General features: G+C 26.9%; 19 protein-coding genes. 10 read left to right on the top strand and 9 right to left on the bottom strand.

What is annotated here, in order from left to right; translation table 11 throughout:
• Positions 1-4: 4 nt before the first annotated feature.
• The 4 genes from BINT_RS05705 to BINT_RS05690 form a co-directional block, all read right to left on the bottom strand.
• The gene (locus BINT_RS05705; protein WP_014487599.1) at positions 5-337 is read right to left on the bottom strand and encodes an STAS domain-containing protein; all 333 of its coding nucleotides are present in this window, start codon (positions 335-337) and stop codon (positions 5-7) included.
• Positions 338-499: 162 nt separating this feature from the next.
• On the bottom strand, positions 500-1,006 hold the full coding sequence (locus tag BINT_RS05700; RefSeq protein WP_014487598.1) for a hypothetical protein: 507 nt from the start codon (positions 1,004-1,006) through the stop codon (positions 500-502).
• Positions 987-1,517, bottom strand: a complete 531-nt coding sequence (locus BINT_RS05695) for a hypothetical protein (protein ID WP_014487597.1) — start codon at positions 1,515-1,517, stop codon at positions 987-989. Before BINT_RS05695 ends, BINT_RS05700 begins: the two co-directional genes overlap by 20 nt.
• 132 nt (positions 1,518-1,649) lie before the next feature.
• A complete protein-coding gene (locus BINT_RS05690) occupies positions 1,650-2,237 on the bottom strand; it encodes a TetR/AcrR family transcriptional regulator C-terminal domain-containing protein (protein ID WP_014487596.1) in 588 nt (195 codons plus the stop codon).
• A 311-nt stretch (positions 2,238-2,548) separates the two neighbouring features.
• Between BINT_RS05690 and BINT_RS05685 the strand changes: the two genes are divergently transcribed.
• Together BINT_RS05685 and BINT_RS05680 are read left to right on the top strand one after the other, a co-directional pair.
• Complete coding sequence (locus BINT_RS05685; protein WP_014487595.1) at positions 2,549-5,728, top strand: efflux RND transporter permease subunit; 3,180 nt, start codon at positions 2,549-2,551, stop codon at positions 5,726-5,728.
• A gap of 106 nt (positions 5,729-5,834) precedes the next feature.
• The gene (locus tag BINT_RS05680) at positions 5,835-6,389 is read left to right on the top strand and encodes a sugar O-acetyltransferase (RefSeq protein WP_014487594.1); all 555 of its coding nucleotides are present in this window, start codon (positions 5,835-5,837) and stop codon (positions 6,387-6,389) included.
• 330 nt (positions 6,390-6,719) lie between these two features.
• Here the strand turns inward: BINT_RS05680 and BINT_RS05675 are convergent, their stop codons facing one another.
• The 3 genes from BINT_RS05675 to BINT_RS05665 all read right to left on the bottom strand — a co-directional run bounded on the left by BINT_RS05675 (position 6,720) and on the right by BINT_RS05665 (position 10,368).
• Positions 6,720-8,093, bottom strand: coding sequence for an MATE family efflux transporter (locus BINT_RS05675; protein ID WP_041177290.1), 1,374 nt, complete (start codon positions 8,091-8,093; stop codon positions 6,720-6,722).
• 46 nt (positions 8,094-8,139) lie between these two features.
• A complete protein-coding gene (locus BINT_RS05670) occupies positions 8,140-8,679 on the bottom strand; it encodes a flavodoxin family protein (RefSeq protein ID WP_014487592.1) in 540 nt (179 codons plus the stop codon).
• Positions 8,680-9,480: 801 nt separating this feature from the next.
• The gene (locus BINT_RS05665) at positions 9,481-10,368 is read right to left on the bottom strand and encodes a LysR family transcriptional regulator (RefSeq protein WP_014487591.1); all 888 of its coding nucleotides are present in this window, start codon (positions 10,366-10,368) and stop codon (positions 9,481-9,483) included.
• A 152-nt stretch (positions 10,369-10,520) separates the two neighbouring features.
• On the opposite strand from BINT_RS05665, the gene BINT_RS05660 reads away from it, so the two are divergent.
• The 8 genes from BINT_RS05660 to BINT_RS05625 all read left to right on the top strand — a co-directional run bounded on the left by BINT_RS05660 (position 10,521) and on the right by BINT_RS05625 (position 16,218).
• Positions 10,521-10,847: a MerR family transcriptional regulator gene (locus BINT_RS05660; protein ID WP_014487590.1), complete on the top strand. Its 327-nt coding sequence runs from the start codon at positions 10,521-10,523 to the stop codon at positions 10,845-10,847.
• A gap of 108 nt (positions 10,848-10,955) precedes the next feature.
• The gene (locus BINT_RS05655) at positions 10,956-11,468 is read left to right on the top strand and encodes a (R)-mandelonitrile lyase (RefSeq protein ID WP_014487589.1); all 513 of its coding nucleotides are present in this window, start codon (positions 10,956-10,958) and stop codon (positions 11,466-11,468) included.
• A gap of 64 nt (positions 11,469-11,532) precedes the next feature.
• On the top strand, positions 11,533-11,913 hold the full coding sequence (locus BINT_RS05650) for a cyclophilin-like fold protein (RefSeq protein WP_014487588.1): 381 nt from the start codon (positions 11,533-11,535) through the stop codon (positions 11,911-11,913).
• A 27-nt stretch (positions 11,914-11,940) separates the two neighbouring features.
• On the top strand, positions 11,941-12,786 hold the full coding sequence (locus tag BINT_RS05645; RefSeq protein ID WP_014487587.1) for an aldo/keto reductase: 846 nt from the start codon (positions 11,941-11,943) through the stop codon (positions 12,784-12,786).
• A 70-nt stretch (positions 12,787-12,856) separates the two neighbouring features.
• Positions 12,857-13,651, top strand: coding sequence for a carboxymuconolactone decarboxylase family protein (locus BINT_RS05640; RefSeq protein WP_014487586.1), 795 nt, complete (start codon positions 12,857-12,859; stop codon positions 13,649-13,651).
• A gap of 141 nt (positions 13,652-13,792) precedes the next feature.
• Positions 13,793-14,323 (top strand): flavodoxin, encoded by a 531-nt coding sequence (locus tag BINT_RS05635; RefSeq protein ID WP_014487585.1) that lies wholly within the window; start codon positions 13,793-13,795, stop codon positions 14,321-14,323.
• A 104-nt stretch (positions 14,324-14,427) separates the two neighbouring features.
• Positions 14,428-15,141: a flavodoxin gene (locus BINT_RS05630; RefSeq protein WP_014487584.1), complete on the top strand. Its 714-nt coding sequence runs from the start codon at positions 14,428-14,430 to the stop codon at positions 15,139-15,141.
• 408 nt (positions 15,142-15,549) lie between these two features.
• Complete coding sequence (locus BINT_RS05625; RefSeq protein ID WP_014487583.1) at positions 15,550-16,218, top strand: DUF4405 domain-containing protein; 669 nt, start codon at positions 15,550-15,552, stop codon at positions 16,216-16,218.
• Between the two features lie 396 nt (positions 16,219-16,614).
• Here BINT_RS05625 and BINT_RS05620 read toward each other — a convergent pair whose 3' ends face one another.
• Positions 16,615-17,691 carry a M24 family metallopeptidase gene (locus BINT_RS05620; RefSeq protein ID WP_014487582.1) on the bottom strand — a complete coding sequence of 359 codons (1,077 nt, stop codon included), beginning with the start codon at positions 17,689-17,691 and terminating at the stop codon, positions 16,615-16,617.
• A gap of 389 nt (positions 17,692-18,080) precedes the next feature.
• Positions 18,081-18,971, bottom strand: a complete 891-nt coding sequence (locus tag BINT_RS05615; protein WP_014487581.1) for a DMT family transporter — start codon at positions 18,969-18,971, stop codon at positions 18,081-18,083.
• Positions 18,972-19,027 lie beyond the last annotated feature (56 nt).

Raw genomic sequence — 19,027 nt, 5'->3', positions numbered from 1 at the left:
AATATTAGAATGACTCTACTGCCTCATCGACACTTTCATATACTTCAAATAAATCTTCCAACTCTACAGTTTTTAATATCTTTTTGATTATATCAGGAACACAAGCTAATACCAATCTTCCATTTTTATCTTTAATTTTTCTCATTATAGAAATAAATACTCTTATACCGCTAGAACTTAAATATTCAATACCTGATAATTCTAATATTAAATTAATAGAACCTGATTCTACTAATTGCTCTAATTCAGCTTCAATAGATACTGATAAATTAACATCTAATTTACCAACTAAACTTACAACTTTTACTTTACCTTTATCTTCTATATTTAAACTCATATATTTCTCCTTGAAAATAATAATTGATTTTGTAAGTATAACAAATAAAAAAAATATTCAATATACTTATTTATATAACAATATATTGATAAAATTGTAATATTTATTTTTTAAAAATTGACTCTTATGATAAAATTCCTATCATAGCTTTTTTTTCCCAATTTATATCTGATGATTGAGGACAAGGAAATGTACTCCATTTAACGTTTTTTTGGCGATCCAATTTTCTTTATCTTCAAAAACTCCGTTAAATTTCATCCATTTATTAAGTTTGGTATAATAGGAAGGTTTATAAGCATAAGTATAGTATAATTTATTGTTTTCAACTATATAACCTTCCATAAATGTTACTTTTATAGAAGGATATCCGGAAAAAACAAGCATAAATTTATTTAAATAATCTGTATTGCTGTAAACTGCCATATTCTCATGTTTTGCCTGAATAAAATTTAATCTCTTTTTTTTATTTATGATAAGATCACCATTTTCTTTGAATAGATAATCTCTATCAGCTTCCTTTACAATTCTATTTTTTACCAATTTTATCCAAGCATTATCATAAGAAATAACGGTTTTATTAGTTATAAAAATAAAACCGTTAAAACTAATAATATAACTAATATAATAGAAATATACGACATTATATTTTTTAATATAACTCTCCTGCATACTCACCTTCAGCCCAGTTAACATCTTCCGGCTGAGGTACAGGATAAGAACTCCAATCTGCATCTGAATTTGCTACCCATCTTTCATTTGTAAAAGTAGAATTAGCTTTTTTCCAAGAATCTAATTTACCTTGATAGCTTTTTATATATTTTGAATATCTCATTATTTTTCCACCTTCTATAGAATAACCTTCAACCAAATTAAGACCTAAAGCTGGAGCATTATCATAAAACATAGATATAGGCACCTGATGATTATAATATGCATGAGTATCTGATCTAGCTCCTATAAATTTATAAATTTTAACTAAATGAAGCGGATTATTACCTGAAACTAATTCTAAATCCCCTCCTGGTCTGCCTTCATATAAAGCTCCTCTCATATCTATTGTCTTTCTAAATATAAAACTAGACCAATTTTTAGAATAATCACTGTCTTTTGTTATATTTTGTGCATTTAAAAAATTAAATGAAAAAACAAATAACAATATAAACAAAATTATTTTCTTCATAATTTTCTCCTATTTTTCTGTCATATATAAATCAAATAAAAAATATAAATGTAAAATATACTTTTCCGTATTATTATCGGAATAATACCCTATTTATGCAAACAATAAAAAAATTAATTATAAAAAATAAAATTATTCAGAAAAAACTCTCTGCATAATAATATCTGATATATAAGATGCTAATTCTTCTACGGATATAAAACAATCATTAACTATCCAATCTGTAAGCACTGATATGAATGCCCCAGAATAAAAGCTCACCATAACCCTTATTACATTATCTTTATTTGGACGTATAGTCTTAAAATCTTTTATACCTTCTATTACATAAGAAGCTAAATATTCTCTCAAAATGCTTGTAACACTTCCATCTTTATTATTTTGAAATATTATTTTTAAATATTTTCTATTCAAATAGAAATATTGTAATATTCTTTCCATTATATCAACATGTGAATCTTTTAATTTATTTTCTATTTTATATCTTTTCAAGTCCTCTAAAAATTTTGCCTCATATTCATCCAATTTTGATTTCAATAATTCATATTTATCATTATAATAAGTATAAAAAGTACTTCTATGCATATTAGCCTTTGCACATATATCAATTACCCTTATATCTTCAAAAGGCTTTTCTTCTAATAAAAGACCTAGAGAGTCTTCAAGCAACTTTTTAGTTTTTTTTACTCTGGCATTATTTTTATTTGAACTACTTTTCATATAAAATGTCCTAGATTTTGATAAATAAAAAATATTAATAGACTTGTGTATATTATATTATAATATCATAAAATGTAAACAATTTATATTTTATAATTATAAATATTTTAATAAAAAAGATAAATTAATTTCATAATAAACAACAATATAATATTTATGTCTAAAAAAATAGTCCTATTTTCTACTATTTGTAAAATAATCTGATTATGAATATTATTTGAGCTATAATTTTTTTAATTAAAAATATACATTCATAACAAAATTTGCTATACTATATAATGTATAATACTATAACATGGAATCGTAACATAATGAAAAATTTAATATACTTTTTTGCTAATAATAGAATGCTTGTAAATATAATAATATTCGTTTCTATTATGATAGGTCTATATTCATACTATAACATAGATAAAGAATCATTCCCTTCTACAGATTTGGAATTAATGATTTTGCAGGTTGTTTATCCCGGAGCTTCTCCATTAGATGTAGAACAAAATGCTGTTATACAAATAGAAGACCAATTAAGGACTATATCAGGAATAGATGAATTTACTTCTATAATAACAGAAAATGCGGCTATTATATTCGTGCAGTTAGATATGGAAATAGATACAAGCAAAGCTAAAGATGAAATATTTAGAAAGATGCAAAGTGTACCAGATATGGCTCCGGAAGTTCAAACTATAGAAATAACAGATATAAACCCAAAATTAACTCCAATATACAATATAGGTGTGCATTTCAAAAAAGGATATAACGGAGATGAAAAAGTTTTATATGATTTCAGTAAGGAATTAGAAAGACAATTAAAATATGTTGACGGTGTTGCTGATATAAGGGTTCAAGGAAGAACTGATCCGGAAATAAAAATTTTAGCTGATCCTAAAAAACTTCAGGAATATTATATTTCTCTCACTGACATAGTAAATTCACTTTCTGCAAGAAACATAAGGGCTACAAGCGGTGATTTAAAAAAGCCTATCTATATGGATTTAGAAGAAAATGAAGAAGAAAAAACAATAGTTACAATGGGACAATTTGAAAATCCTACAGAGGCTACTAATGTGGTTGTACGATCTACTTTCAATGGTCAGAGAGTAAGAATACAGGATTTGGCAAAGGTAGACAGCGGTTTCGTTGAAAAATCTATATATGTAAGAATAAACAGCGTTGAAGGATATTCATTAAGCATATTAAAAAAAGAAAATGCTGATATAGTAAAAACTACAGAAAATATAAATGCATTCCTTAAAAATAATCAAAATTTAATACCTGAAAATATTGAAGTTACAACTATGGGAGAAACTTCAAGAATGGTATTAGCTCTTACAAATGTTGCAACAAGCAATTTAATATTTGGTTTTATCATAATATTAGTGGTTCTTTTAATATTCTTAGATTTCAAAAGTGCATTATTTACAAGCATAGGAATGATAGTTGTAATATTTATCACTTTTTCATATATACATTTCTCTGATTTAACATTCAATATAATATCCCTTGCCGGAATAATTACAGTTATAGGAATGGTTGTTGATAATAGTATTGTAGTGTGTGAAAATATATATGACTTCCAAAAGGTTGGTAAGACAGGACTTGAAGGTACAGTAGAGGCCGTAAAAGATGTGGTTAGCCCTATAATGGTTGCTACTATGACTACCGTTGTTGCTTTTATGCCTATGCTTCTTACTAAAGATGTTGTAGGAAAATTGATTGCTCCTTTTCCTAAAGTTGTTGTAGTTGCTCTTATTGCCAGTTTATTTCAGGCTATATTCCTGCTTCCTAATAATTTACAGGATAAAACTAAAAAGAATTCCAAATTAAATTTTTTAAGAAAAATAAAAAATCCATTAGATTTTGATAAAGAAAAATTATTCAATGCTATGAAGAATCCTTTTAATAAGGCTTTGAAAATATTATTAAAATTCAGATATCTTGTAGTTTTATTCTTTATAATACTTTTAATATTTTCATTCTTTCTAGCAAAAGATAGTCTTAAAAAATTTATACTTATATATGATACAAGCTCAGACAGTATAATGATAAATATTGACTCAGGAATAGGAAACTCTATTAAAAATACTATGAAATATGTTGAGCAAATAGAAAATGCAATATACAAATCTGTTGATCCTAAAGATTTAATCGCAGTAAATAGTGTTGTAGGAAAACAGGTTAATCAAAACATAGTTGATATTTCAGAGGAATCTGCCAATCTTGCCGGAATTACAGTTTATCTTATACCTTCTACAGAAAGAAAAAAAACAGCCTATGACATAATGGACGATATAAATGCAGAATTAGAAAAAACAAGTTTAAGACAGGAACTCGATGCTTTAATGGTGTCAGTTAAACTACCAATGGATCCGGGAAAAGCAGTTGATATAAAAATCGTAGGTAATGATATTAATCAAACTAGAAAAGTAAGAGATGAAGTGAAAGCATATTTACTTAGTTTAAACGGAGTTATAAATTATTATGATGATGACAAAATAGGAAAAGATGAATTAAGAGTATTATTTGATTATGATGAAATAGCTCAATTAGGTATGAATGTTGCTAATGTTGCAAATGAACTTAGAACAGCATACAGCGGAACAGTTGCTACATCAATACAGGAACTTGATTATAAATTAGATTTTAGAGTACAGTTAAACAGAGATTATATATATGATACTAATGTACTTAATAATCTTGTTATACCAAATACTTATAATAGACTTCTTTATTTGAAAAATGTTGCTAAAATAGTTGAAACTAATGGAGTATCTGCAATAAGGCATTATAACGGACAGAGATGTATAACAATCAATGCCGATTTAGTTCAGGGACAAAATACATCTATACAGGTAATGTTTGCCATACAAAATAAATTTAAAGATATAAGCCAAAGATATCCGGGTGTTATAATAGGATTCGGAGGAGAAGCAGATCAGACAGTAGGAGCTTTAGACGGGCTTACAGTTACATTATTTATAGCAATAGTTTTGATATATTTAATATTATTATTACAATTCAAAAAATTCGCTCAGCCTTTGATGATAATGTTCTTAATACCATTTACATTAACAGGCGTATTCATAGCATTTTATGTTCATGGAATGCCTATGTCATTTATAGGTTTTATAGGTATAGTGGGATTATGCGGTGTACTTGTAAATGACGGTATTATAATGATAGACTTAATAAACAAAATAATAGAATCCGGTAAAACAAATCCTGATGCTTTGGATAATCCTAAAAAGTTTGCTTTTGATTCTATAGTAGAAGGTGCTACTCAAAGACTTTTACCTATATTCTTAACTACAGTAACTACAGTCGGCGGATTAATGCCTACAGTTTATGGTATAGGAGGAGATGCTGATTTAATAGTGCCTATAGTTATGAGTTTAGCATACGGACTTATATTCTCAACATTAATAACTTTGATATTTTTACCTTGTGTATTCATGATAGCGGTTGATTTGAAACTTATAAAGTTAAAATAATTTGTAAGGCTTACAAAATATATTTAATTAAAAATATTTCATATTGACCTTAGAGTTAACTCCAATGTTATAATTACAAATATAAAAATTAAGGAGAATACTGTTTATGAATATAAAAGAATTTTTAAAAGATTATAGTTCAGGCAAATCAATAGATATGTTTTCTGAAGAGTTTATAAATATAGCAAATAAAATGCAGGAAACAGAAAAATTATTATGGCAATATAATAATACATTTCAAAGCTATAAAAATAATAAAGACATCTTAAATAAAATTTTTGAAGCGAATATTGATGAATCTGTAATTATAATGCCTAATTTTCATGTTGATATAGGAAATATAGAATTTGGAAAAAATATATTTATAAATAAGAACTGCACTATAATGGACATAGGCGGAGTGATTATAGAAGATAATGTACAGATAGCACATAATGTTAGTATAATAACTCCTAATCATGATTTTAATAATAGAAATATACTTATACCAAAAAGAATTGTAATAAATAAAAATGTATGGATTGGTACAGGTGCTATTATACTTCCGGGCGTTACTATAGGAGAAAATTCAATAGTTGCTGCCGGTGCTGTTGTAAATAAAGATGTTGAAAGTAATACTATAGTAGGGGGTAATCCCGCTAAAGTGATAAAACGTTTATAAATTATATTCGTTTCAAAACTAATTGATAAATTAGTTTTATATAAAAAATATAGTAATAACTTATTTTTTATAATAAATGTTTTACGTACTGTATTACTTATCTATAGAATGCAGTCTTTTTGGTTCTTTGTGTCATACCTAAAGGCACTTCCTTCGGTCGCAAAAGAACTGGGGGTGTGGAGGCTAGTCCCCACAATTATAAATAAAATTAGTTTTGAAACAAGTCTATTGTTTTAGCTTTAATTAATAATAAAAAAATTGGTATGTTCTTTATTAAAGCATACCAATTTTATTTTCTTTTATTTATTACATATCATTTAATAACTATCATTAACTATATTGAAACTTTATCCATTTACCGCTTAAATATCTAAATGTAAATATTATAGCCTTAACTATCCAATCAACAAACATAGCTATCCAAGTACCAACCATCCCCATTTTGAAATATAATGCGAATACATAAGCCAACACTATCCTGCATAGCACCATTGAAACAGAAGCTACTATCATAGGAAACTTAGCATCTCCTGAAGCTCTAAATACCACAGGCAAAGAATAACCTAAAGGCCATATAATCATCATAATAGCATGATACCATGATAATTTATAAGTATATCCTGTAGCTTCTGCTGATAAATGATATATATTAAGTATTATAGGCAAAATGGCAAGCATAATAGCACTAGTTATAGTTTGAGATACATAAATAATAGCTATGATTTTTTTAGTATAATATTTGGTTTGATTATAATCATTAGCACCTACGCATTGAGATATAATAGTTGTAAGTCCTAAGCCTATAGCCATACCGGGAAGAACCTCCAAACTAGCTATAAGTGTAGATACAGAATTTGCAGCTATTGAAGCTGTTCCGAATGTAGATATTAAACTCAATATAAGAAGTCTGCCTAAATAAAACATTCCATTTTCTATACCATAAGGAATGCCTACTGATAATATTCTTTTTATTGTGTTTAAATCCATTTTATACATTATTTTATTTTTTATATATATAAGATTATTTTTATTAAGCCCCAAAATTATAATTATTAAAGCTGAACCTATTCTGCTAATTAGTGTAGATATTGCAGCCCCTGCTATACCCATTTTGAATACATAAATTAAAAGAGCATTACCTATAACATTTAATATATTCATAGATATCATAATTTTCATTGATATTTTTGAATTACCTATAGTTCTAAACATTGAAGCTCCGCCATTATAAATAGCTAAAAATGGTATTGAAGCTGCCACTATCAGCATATAAGTATTTGCTTCATTTCTAACTTCATCGGTAATGCTTCCAAACAATGCAGAAAATATAGCATCTTTGAATAAATATATAATTAATGTTATAAATACAGAAAATAATAATAAAAATCTTATAAGCTGATTAATAGAGTCATCTGCCTTTTCTATATTATTAGCTCCTATATGCTGACCGCTTGCAACTGCCCCTCCTGTAGCAACAGCTGCAAATATACTTATAAGAAATGCTATAACAAAGTCTACTAAGAATACAGCAGATACGGCAGACTCCCCTACACTAGCAACCATTATAGAATCTATAAGTCCCACTAAATATTCTAAAAATACTTCTATAATAAGCGGAACAAATAATTTTATAAGATATTTATTAGAAAACATATAATTGGTTTTTATATTATTATTAAAGTCCGAATAACTTATATCACTCACTTTCCAACCCTCAAAAAATTAATTTAATTATTCTTTAATAAAATAATCAAACATTCAATCCCATATTATATGCTTCCTTCATAAACTCTTTATCGTTAATCTCTCCTTTATTCCAAACGCTATGTGCTAATATAAATCCTTTCTCTCTCACATCTTCCAAACAATCTAAAAAGCCTCTGAATCCGTCAATAGTTCTAAGCATTTCATCTTTATTTTCTGTAGCAGCAGTTGCAATAAAATAAAAATCTTTGTTCTTAATCTCTAAATATTTAGTAACGCATCTATCTATAAATGTTTTCATTTGAGCATTCATTGTATAGAAGTATACAGGTGTAGCCATTACTATTACATCAGCTTCAAGCATTTTATCCAATATATCTTTCATATCATCTTTTTGTACGCAAGGCTTATTATTTTTATAGCAAGTTCCGCAGTCTTCGCAATAACCAATATTCTTATCTTTTAAAAATATTTTTTCAGCATTATGTCCTGCTTCTTTTGCACCTTTTAAAAATTCATCGCATAATGTATCTGAATTACCGCCTCTTCTTGGACTAGATGATATTATCAATACTTTTTTACTCATTTTTTATAACACCTCATATTTATTAATTTTGAAAGTATTATAGCATTAGAGTGCACTCCAATGTCAAATGATTTTATAGAGTTTTTTATAAAAATGAATAAATTTTATATAAAAATTTAGATTATAAAAATATATAATTAGCTATTAACATTCAAGATAATAATAATACAATTCGTTAATATATACCTAAACAACTATATTTTATCAATTTTTATATTTTATAAATGTATTATCAACTTTTTTGTCGCTCACGCTCTGCGGACTTCGTCAAAGTTTTTATCCTTCGGATACGCTATGCGAAAAACGCAACTGCTAGAACTTTATATTAAAAACATTCCTATTAAATATAGGATATACCCTAAAAATGCAGTCTTTCGCGAAGCGTATCCGAGCCTGTCGAGGATATAAGCTTCTTTTGGCCACAAAAAGAACTGTGGGTGTTGCGTAAGTACGCAAAGCGGTGGGGCAAAGCCACCACAAACAATAAAATTAAAAATCTAAATTTTGACAAAGTTAAAAATTTTTAGTATATACCTAAACAACTATATTTTGTCAATTTTGATTTATTTATAAATCTAATTTTAATTTATTAATAATATAAAATATAAATTAATATTAACAAAATATGTTTCAGAAGTAATATAAACTATCTTTTTTGTGTAATAATAAGTAATCAGTCGCACGTATAGCGGACGTTTGATAAGAGTAAGCAATACCGTGCGGAAAGCCACTATGGAGAATAGTTGACAAACTTAAAAATTTTTAGTATATATAAATAATATTACTACAAGATACATGTTTTTATAATTTATTTTTTAGTTCTTCTAAAAATATTTTTGAAGCTTCTGAAAATACTTGATTCTTCTTCCAAACCACTCTCAATTCTATTTCTAATCTTGGATTTAGTTTTATAAAGCATAAATCGCTTGTATTGGTTGTATTAACTAATTTATCTATAGTTAAAGCATATCCTATACCATCTTCTACCATTAAAGCAGCATTGTAAATCAAATTATAACTTAATATAATATTCAATTTATCAAAATCATTTCCTATCCATTCACTAAATTTTGAAGTCTGTATTTTATTATTAAAAAATATTTTAGGACACATTATAGGTATATCAAATAAATCATTTTTTTCTATGAATTTATTTTTAGATAAATGAGAATCTTTCCTCATCAATAATCCATAAACCTCTTTATAAGGAATATCTATATAATCATATTTAGATGAATCTATATTTCCTATAAGCACCCCAAAATCTAAAAGTCCCTTATCAAGTTTTTCTGTAATTTCTGAATATGCACCGCTATGAATATGGTATATTATATTAGGATGAGACTCTCTAAGAGATTTTATCACATCTGCAATCAATTTCATATAGTAAGTTTCAGCACTTCCTATATAAATATCTCCAGCTATAACATCATCAGAAGATTTAAACTCCATTCTGGTTTTTTCTATCATATCAATAATTTCTTCTGCTCTCTTTTTGAGCAAAACACCATCTGAAGTAAGTTTTATACTATAATTGCTTCTTATAAATAATTTCTTTCCAATTTCTTTCTCTAAATTACTTATTTGTCTTGAAAGATTAGGCTGTGTTAAATTAAGAGAATTTGCTGCTTTTGTAATACTTCCTTCTCTGGCAGCAGTTAAAAAATATGTTAAAGACTTTATATCCATTTTTAATACCAATCAATTTTTATTTTATAATATCATATTCAGGATTATATAGCAATACCTTTTTAGTATAACTAATTATAAGATATAAGTATTTGATATATTTTAATAATAACTTAAAATTACCGCATAAGATAAAGAAAAAGGAGAATATTATGACTATATCAGAAGTAAGCGAATTAACAGGTTTATCAAAAGACACTTTAAGATATTATGAAAAAATAGGAATAATACCTGAAATAAGCAGAAACAAAAGCGGTATTAGAATTTACAATGATTATAATTTGCAATGCATAAAATTCTCAAAGTCAATGCGTGATCTAGGTATATCATTAGATTCAATAATTAAATATATAAAATTATACAAAAAAGGAAAAAACACCTTAAACGAAAGAAGATCAATACTAATAAATGAAAGAGATATTATGCAAAGACATATTAATGAAATGAAAATGAAATTAGAAATATTAAATAAAAATTAGAGGAAAAAGATTTCTTTAATTAAAAAAATATTTTCATATTGACACTGGAGTTAACTTCAATGATACAATCATAAAACAATTTGTTAGTACATACAAAAAGGAGAAAAAATGAAAAATATTTTATTAATTTTATTTGTTTTGATTACAGCAATATCATGCAATTCAAATAATACCAACAATACTGCTTATAAATATAATGCAGCACCTACAAACACGGTTTTAATTAAGAATGGAGAGGGACAAAAATCAAAAGGTTCATCTGATTATTTTACAGGCGATGTTGAAGTTGAGACTATAACTTCTCCAAATGAAACTTCAAAGTTTTCTGTAGCTTATGTTACATTTCAGGCAGGAGCAAGAAGTGCATGGCATACTCACCCATGCGGACAGCATTTAATAGTTATTGAAGGTATAGGACTTACTCAGGAAGAAGGAAAGCCTATACAAGAGTTCAGAGCTGGTGATACTTTATATTGTCCTTCCAACATAAAGCATTGGCATGGTGCTTCTTATGATTCACCTATGAAACATATTGCCATAACAGGAGATTCTAACGGCAACAATGTTACTTGGATGGAACATGTTACTGATGAAGAATATTACAGCTATACAAATCAATGATAAAGGATTTTAAGTTTATGAAAAAATTATTATAACTTTTATACTATTTATAGGATTATTCACTATGAATGCATTTACTCAAACTACAAGAATAAAATTAACTTTTGGCAGCAATGAAATCTATGCAGTAATTACAAATTCAAAAGCAGGAAATGATTTTTTATCATTACTTCCTTTAAGTGTTAAAGCAGAAGATTTCAATAACACAGAAAAAATATTTTATTTAGATAAAAAACTAAATATAGAAAATGAACCAGATGGAATAAATCCTAAAGCTGGAGATATAACTTATTATGCTCCTTGGGGCAACATTGCTATATTTTATAAAAATTTCAGATATTCAAATAATTTAATTTATTTAGGAAAATTTGAAAATGCATCAGATATATCAAAACTTTCAAACATGAAAGGAGATTTTAATATAGGTATTGAAAAAGCAAATTGATATTTTATTTAATAATTTGGAGATACTATGAATACTATAAAATTAAATAATAACGTTGAAATGCCTATTCTAGGATTTGGAGTATACAGAGTAGAAGATTATGAGGAATGCAAAAAAGCATGTCTTTATGCCATTGAAGCAGGATACAGACATATAGACACAGCATCAATATATCTTAATGAAAAAGCTGTTGGAGATGCCATAAAAGAAAGCGGAATCAACAGAAAAGAAATGTTTATCACCACTAAATTATGGATACAGGATGCAGATTATGATAAGGCAAAGAAAGCATTTCAAATATCTATGGAAAAATTAGGATTGGATTATTTAGATTTATACTTAATTCATATGCCTTTTGGTAATTATTATGCAGCTTGGAAGGCAATGGAGGAATTGTATGAAGCCGGATATATAAAAGCCATAGGATGCTGCAATTTCTATAAAGATAGATTAATAGATTTTGTAGCACATAGTAAAATAACACCTGCAATTAATCAAATAGAAACTCATCCATTTTTTCAAAGATGGGAAGATCAGGATTTAATGAAAGAATATAATATAACATTAGAATCTTGGGGACCTTTAGCAGAAGGAAAAAATAATATTTTCAATAATGAAATATTAAAAACTATAGGCAAAAAATACAATAAAACTGTAGCCCAAGTTATTTTAAGATGGCTAACACAAAGAAATATACCTATCATTCCAAAGAGTGTAAATAAAGAGAGAATAATAGAAAACTCTAAAATATTCGATTTCACATTAGATGATAATGACATGAATATTATAAAAACTTTGGATAATAATAAAAACATAATATTTCTTAATGATGATGCTGAGTTTATAAAGCAATTATTAAAATTAAAATATTAAAAAATTAATAAGAATTAAGGAGGTTATTAATGAAAAAACATTAAAAATCATTTTATCTTTATCTATCCTAGTGATAGTATTTTCATGCATAGCAAATTCACAAAGTAAAGGAGAAAGTTTAACTATGACAGAAAAAGCAAAAAACAAATATAATGAATTACTCAAAAGAGAAGCATCTATAACAAAAACTAATGATGCAGATTTAGAAAGTATATTTAATAATTTCTTATATGGAGAAGTTTATAATCATGGCACATTAGAACCTAAATTAAGAGAGCTTGTAACATTAGTTTCTTTAACTGCCTCACAAGGTACGGATATGATAAAAGATCATGTGGAAATAGCTTTGAATGTTGGAGCTAGCCCTATAGAGATAAAAGAAGCATTGTATCAATGTTCGCCTTATGTTGGATTTCCTAGAGTATTTGCTGCATTAGAAAAAGCAAATGAAGTATTTAAAGAAAAAAATATTTCGCTTCCTATAGAATCTCAATCAACAGTTACAGAACAAACTAGATTCGATAAAGGATTGGAAACTCAGGTAAGCATATTTGGAGATGCAATACATGCTGCTCATTCAAATGCTGCCCCTAATCAGAAACATATACAGAATTTCTTATCAGCTAATTGTTTCGGAGATTTCTATACAAGAACAGGTTTGGATTTGAAAACTAGAGAGCTTTTAACATTCATAATGCTTATTTCATTAGGAGGAGCAGAACCTCAGGCAACAGCACATGCTAATGCTAATATATCAATGGGCAATACTAAAGATATGATGCTTGAAGCGGTAACTCAATGTCTTCCTTTTATAGGATATCCAAGAACATTGAATGCAATAACAATAATTAACAATCTAAAATAATTAAGATTATAAAACAACATTAATTATACTCTATCATAATAAAAATTAAAAATACAAGATAGGTGTATATTTAAAAAAATAAAACTTTAAGAATAATAAAATAGGAGGATCAAAAATGAAAAAATAATTAAAACAATATTAATGTCATTGCTTATTTCAAGCACATTATTAATAGGAGGTTTAAACGCTCAAAGTTCTAAAACATTAATCGTATATTTTTCTTGGGGCGGAAACACTAGAACAGCTGCCAATATGATAAAAAATCTTACTCAGGCAGATATATTTGAAGTAAAAACCGTTGAAGCATATCCAAGTTCTTATAATGATACTGTAAATCAGGCAAGAAAAGAACAAAATGATGATTTTTTACCAAAATTGAGTGCTAATATAAATAATTTAGCTAACTATGACACTATAATATTATGTTACCCTAATTGGTGGGGTACTATTCCGCAGGCAGTAAAACAATTATTATTAACTCATGATTTTAGCGGTAAAAAAATTGCTCCTTTATGCACTCATGGAGGAAGCAGAATGGGAAGAAGCGTTACTGATATAACTTCATTATGTCCTAATTCAACTATACTAGAAGGTTTGAGTATATCTGGAGGAAGCGTTAATAGTTCAGAAAATAATATAAAAACATGGCTTCAAAATATTAATATACTATAAGATTTTTATTTACTGTCATTGATTGATTATTAATTAATTGATGACAGTACAAATTAATTAATAATTTTGACTAATTTTATAAAATAATATTTAAAGGAGATTTTATGAAGAACTTAATCTTTATACTTTTATCAATAATTATATTATCATCATGCAGTAATGAAAATAATCCTGACAAAATAATAAAAACAGATTACATAGTTTCTAATATAGAAAATTCAGAAATTGAAAATAATAAAACAGAAAATATAAATTACACTCAAAGCGGTTCAAAAATATTAATAGCATATTTCACTTGGTCAGATAACACAGTAGTAGAAAATCCAGCCTCTATTGATGTAGACGCTGAAACTTCTGCAAGCGTACTTTCTCCGGGCAATGCTGAATTAATAGCTACTTGGATACAGGAAGAAACAGGAGGAGATTTATTCAGCATAAAAACACAAAATAAATATTCAAGCGATTATGATGAATGTTTGAACCAGGCTAGAAAAGAAAGGGATAATAATGAAAGACCGGCACTAACTGATAAAGTTAATAATATAGATGATTATGATGTAATATTTTTAGGCTTTCCAAATTGGTGGTATACATGTCCTATGGCAGTATTTACATTTGTTGAAAGCTATGATTTATCAGGGAAAACTATAATACCATTTTGTACGCATGGAACAGGAGGACTTTCAAGAACAATAAGAGATTTAAAAAAATTACTTCCAGACAACTGCAAAGTATTAGATCCTATAGGAGTATACAGACCAGAAGTAAAAAATTCAAAAAGTAAAGTTTTGGATTGGGTGAGAAAATTAGATTATTAAAATTAAATAGTATGTTTTTGAAAAGTAAATTAATAAATATTTTATAGTCTTTTTAGCTATACTGAAAATTTTTAAGTTTATCAAACAAACAATTTTTAATTTAGTTATTTGTGGGGACTAGCCCCACCGCTCTGCGTGCTTACGCAAGCCCCCACTTATTTTGCTGACACAGGCAAAGCCCGCCTACGGCGAGAACCAAAAATGCTGCATTTTTTACTAAATTTTAATGTATTAAACTACTTTTAATACATTAAAATATAAGGCTATAGTATATGCGTTTTTTGCAACTTTTTTGTGAGACAAAAAAGTTGATAACATTACTATAATCCACAGGAGTTTGGCAAATATAGTTCTTTAGGTATATGCTAAAATTAATCAATTATACTATATAAAAAGGAGAACTTATTTATGAAGAAAATAATTAAAATAATAGTAGATATAATAATGACTTTGCTTTTTTTCATTTTAATGGCATATCATTTTACAGGCGATGCTATACATGAATATTTAGGTTTCTCACTTTTTATATTTTTCATACTTCATCATATACTAAATTTTAATTGGTATAAAAACTTGCCAAAAGGAAAATACAATTTTAACAGAGCATTAAATACATTTATTAATACTATGCTTTTTATATGTATGGCAGGACTAATGATAAGCGGTATACTATTTTCTCAAAGGGTATTAGGTTTTCTTAATATTCACAATAGCGGAATGTTCACAAGACACCTACATATGATTTCAAACTCTTGGGGATTTATATTTATGTCTGCACATTTAGGAATGCATTGGGGTATGTTTATAAATATGAGCAAAAAATTTATAAATATAAAAAAGCAAATATCTATAACAATAGCTTCATTAATAGCCTTATATGGTATTATTTCATTTATTAAAAGAGGCTTGTATAATAAAATGTTTTTACTTGTGGAGTTTGCTTTCTTTAATTATGAAGAGCCTGTAATATTTTTCTTTATGGATTATGTATCTATAATGGGCTTATTTATATTTATATCATATTATTTGCAGGCTTTCAATAATAGAAAATCTAATCTTAAAATATCTAGTAAATGACTATATATCTTCATATAAACTTATATATACCTAAACAACTATATTTTGTCAAAAATTCTTTTCTTAGTTTTATTATTTGTGGGGACTAGCCCCCACACCCCCAGTTCTTTTGTTGGCACAAAGAACCAAAAAGCCTGCATTTATTGTCTAAATTTAGGTTATGTAATATATTTAATAAATATATATTTAATATAAAGTTCTAGTAATTGCGTTTTTTGCAACTTTTTTGTGCGGCAAAAAAGTTGATAATACATTTGCAAAATATAAAAATTGACAAAATGTAGTTGTTTAGGTATATACTAGATTTTTATTTATAAAATATACTAAATTAGCTAATAACTTATTTAATAAATTATCAGCTAATTTTTCATTAAAACAATTATACATTTTCATTATTTATTTTATTATCATTTCTTTTGTAAAGCTATTTAAATTTTTATGTCCGTCTTTAGTTACAAGTATCAAATCTTCTATTCTCACACCTGTATTTTTATCAGCACAATAAATACCTGGCTCTATTGAAAATATCATACCCTCTTTTAATAATGCATGATGAACGGAACTAACATCTCCATATTCATGAACATCCATACCTATACAATGCCCTGTTCTATGAGTAAAATATTCACCGTATCCATTTTCTGTTATATAAGAACGTGCTTCATTATCTATATCTGAAAATTTTAATCCTTCTTTTACTTTATCAATGGCTCTTTCATTAGCAGTTTTTACTGTATTGTATATTTTTTTAGCCTCATCACTAGGATCTCCGAAAAATATAGTTCTAGTCATATCTGAACAATATCCGTCATGCATACAACCCATATCTATAACTAAACAGCCATTATCACCTATTACAGTATTGCCTGTAGAATAATGAGGATTGGCAGCATTTTCTGCAAAAGCTATTATAGGAGTAAATGAAAATCCTCCGTCTGCTCCGTTTCTTTTATATATAAGTTTTAATTCCTCTAAAGCATCAAGCTCCTTCATACCTACTCTTACAAAATCAATAATATCTTTCATACTTTTATCATTGATTTTTGAAGCTTTAATCATCTTCTTTATTTCTTCTTCATCCTTTTGCATTCTCACATAATCTATACATGAAGAGGCATTTATATATTTTTTTGCTATGTCTAATTCCATCATCTCAAGTAAAAAATTAGAAGTCATAACTTTATCTATACCAATATTTTTATCTTTATGTACAAATTTAGATAATTTTTTCACCGCACTTTCTGTATCTGAATAATATAAAATATCTATATCTTTATTATTTAATGGGAAAAGCTGATTATTAATAAGATGAACTTCATTATCCTGATTGATATAAAGTCCTAAAAATCTTTCTCCTGAATGTATATTAATATTTGTAAGATAATATATAGACATTCTGTCTGTTATAACAAATTGATAAATATCTTTTTCTTTCATAGAGTTAATAACTCTGTTTAATCTATTAGTATTCATAAAAAATAATTCCTTTTATAAAAATCAAAAAATTATTAATATATATTATATAATGCAATGTATTATTTGTATATATACCTAAACAACTACGTTTTGTCAAAAATTATTTTTTTATTTTTATTATTAGTTGGAAGTAGTCCCCACACCCCCACTTCTTTTGCGACCGAAGGAAGTACCTGTGGTATTGCAACAAAGAAGCTATATCCTCGATAGGCTCAGATACGCTTCGCGAAAGGCTATATTTTAGCTTAAATTTAATTAATTATATTACATGTAATACAATTTTAGTATGATTTAATACTAATTTCATACTTGCACTTTTTGGTTCTTTTTGCGGCGGGAAAAAGAACAACATAAAAATTGACAAACTATAGTTGTTTTGGTATAAACTATTTATTTTTTTCAGGCAAACTAAGCAAAGTTAAAGCAGTCAATGTGAGTAATACGCCTATAACAGAAAGCACAGTAGGTATTTCATGATAAAAGAATATTCCGAAAAACATTGCAGCTATAGGTTCGCCTGAAGCCAATATAGAAGCCTTTCCAGCATCCATATGTCCTAAAGCTATAGTAAAAAATGCATAAGGAAATACTGATGTACAAAGAGAATGAAAAAGCATAAAAACCAACATACCAGAACCATTTTCTACTACAACATTTGAAAGTGCTTTCCAATCGGTAAAAGGCAATGATATTATGGCTATGCTTATTAATGCATATAAAGTAACAGTTAATGTATTATAGTTTTTTATTATAGCAAGTTTAGAAAATATACTATAAAGTCCATAGAAAAATGCTCCTAAAAAACCTATAAATATACCGAAATATGTCCAATGCATAGTTTCATTAGTTTCAAGTACTCCGCTTGCAAAGAAACAGCCAAGCAATGCTAATATCATACAAATAACTTTTTTTACAGTGATTTTCTCTTTAAAAAATATATTAGCAAATATCAAAACAAATATAGGAGATAAACTCAAAAGTACCGCAGATAAAGATAATGATAATTGCTTTACTGCCTCATTATAACAAATATTAAGCCCTAATATTCCAAGTATGCCAGCTGAAACGAATATCCATAAATCTTTTAATTTTATTTTTATTAAAGATCTGTCATATAAAAACACACATATAAAAAATATTATGCTTGCTACGATAACTCTTGAAGAAACAACAGTAAAACTATTAATATTCAATTCCATAAGTCTTCTTATAAATATTCCGCCTCCGCCCCAAAATATACCGGATAATATAGGAAGAATAGGTATAAACTTTTTCATAATGAAATAAGACTCCATAAAATAATAATTAAAAATTTGAATCAGTATTATATATT

Source organism: Brachyspira intermedia PWS/A (genome assembly GCF_000223215.1).
In the GTDB taxonomy this organism is placed as follows: Bacteria; Spirochaetota; Brachyspiria; order Brachyspirales; family Brachyspiraceae; genus Brachyspira; species Brachyspira intermedia.
Note: the sequence above shows the minus strand (reverse complement) of the source record. Positions and strands in the feature narration are given on the sequence as shown.

Excerpts from the sequence above, each read along its gene's own strand:
- BINT_RS05705 (WP_014487599.1), bottom strand. The coding sequence starts at position 337 with ATGAGTTTAAATATAGAAGATAAAGGTAAAGTAAAAGTTGTAAGTTTA.
- BINT_RS05700 (WP_014487598.1), bottom strand. The coding sequence starts at position 1,006 with ATGCAGGAGAGTTATATTAAAAAATATAATGTCGTATATTTCTATTAT.
- BINT_RS05695 (WP_014487597.1), bottom strand. The coding sequence starts at position 1,517 with ATGAAGAAAATAATTTTGTTTATATTGTTATTTGTTTTTTCATTTAAT.
- BINT_RS05690 (WP_014487596.1), bottom strand. The coding sequence starts at position 2,237 with ATGAAAAGTAGTTCAAATAAAAATAATGCCAGAGTAAAAAAAACTAAA.
- BINT_RS05685 (WP_014487595.1), top strand. The coding sequence starts at position 2,549 with ATGAAAAATTTAATATACTTTTTTGCTAATAATAGAATGCTTGTAAAT.
- BINT_RS05680 (WP_014487594.1), top strand. The coding sequence starts at position 5,835 with ATGAATATAAAAGAATTTTTAAAAGATTATAGTTCAGGCAAATCAATA.
- BINT_RS05670 (WP_014487592.1), bottom strand. The coding sequence starts at position 8,679 with ATGAGTAAAAAAGTATTGATAATATCATCTAGTCCAAGAAGAGGCGGT.
- BINT_RS05665 (WP_014487591.1), bottom strand. The coding sequence starts at position 10,368 with ATGGATATAAAGTCTTTAACATATTTTTTAACTGCTGCCAGAGAAGGA.
- BINT_RS05660 (WP_014487590.1), top strand. The coding sequence starts at position 10,521 with ATGACTATATCAGAAGTAAGCGAATTAACAGGTTTATCAAAAGACACT.
- BINT_RS05655 (WP_014487589.1), top strand. The coding sequence starts at position 10,956 with ATGAAAAATATTTTATTAATTTTATTTGTTTTGATTACAGCAATATCA.
- BINT_RS05650 (WP_014487588.1), top strand. The coding sequence starts at position 11,533 with ATGAATGCATTTACTCAAACTACAAGAATAAAATTAACTTTTGGCAGC.
- BINT_RS05645 (WP_014487587.1), top strand. The coding sequence starts at position 11,941 with ATGAATACTATAAAATTAAATAATAACGTTGAAATGCCTATTCTAGGA.
- BINT_RS05635 (WP_014487585.1), top strand. The coding sequence starts at position 13,793 with ATGTCATTGCTTATTTCAAGCACATTATTAATAGGAGGTTTAAACGCT.
- BINT_RS05630 (WP_014487584.1), top strand. The coding sequence starts at position 14,428 with ATGAAGAACTTAATCTTTATACTTTTATCAATAATTATATTATCATCA.
- BINT_RS05625 (WP_014487583.1), top strand. The coding sequence starts at position 15,550 with ATGAAGAAAATAATTAAAATAATAGTAGATATAATAATGACTTTGCTT.
- BINT_RS05620 (WP_014487582.1), bottom strand. The coding sequence starts at position 17,691 with ATGAATACTAATAGATTAAACAGAGTTATTAACTCTATGAAAGAAAAA.
- BINT_RS05615 (WP_014487581.1), bottom strand. The coding sequence starts at position 18,971 with ATGAAAAAGTTTATACCTATTCTTCCTATATTATCCGGTATATTTTGG.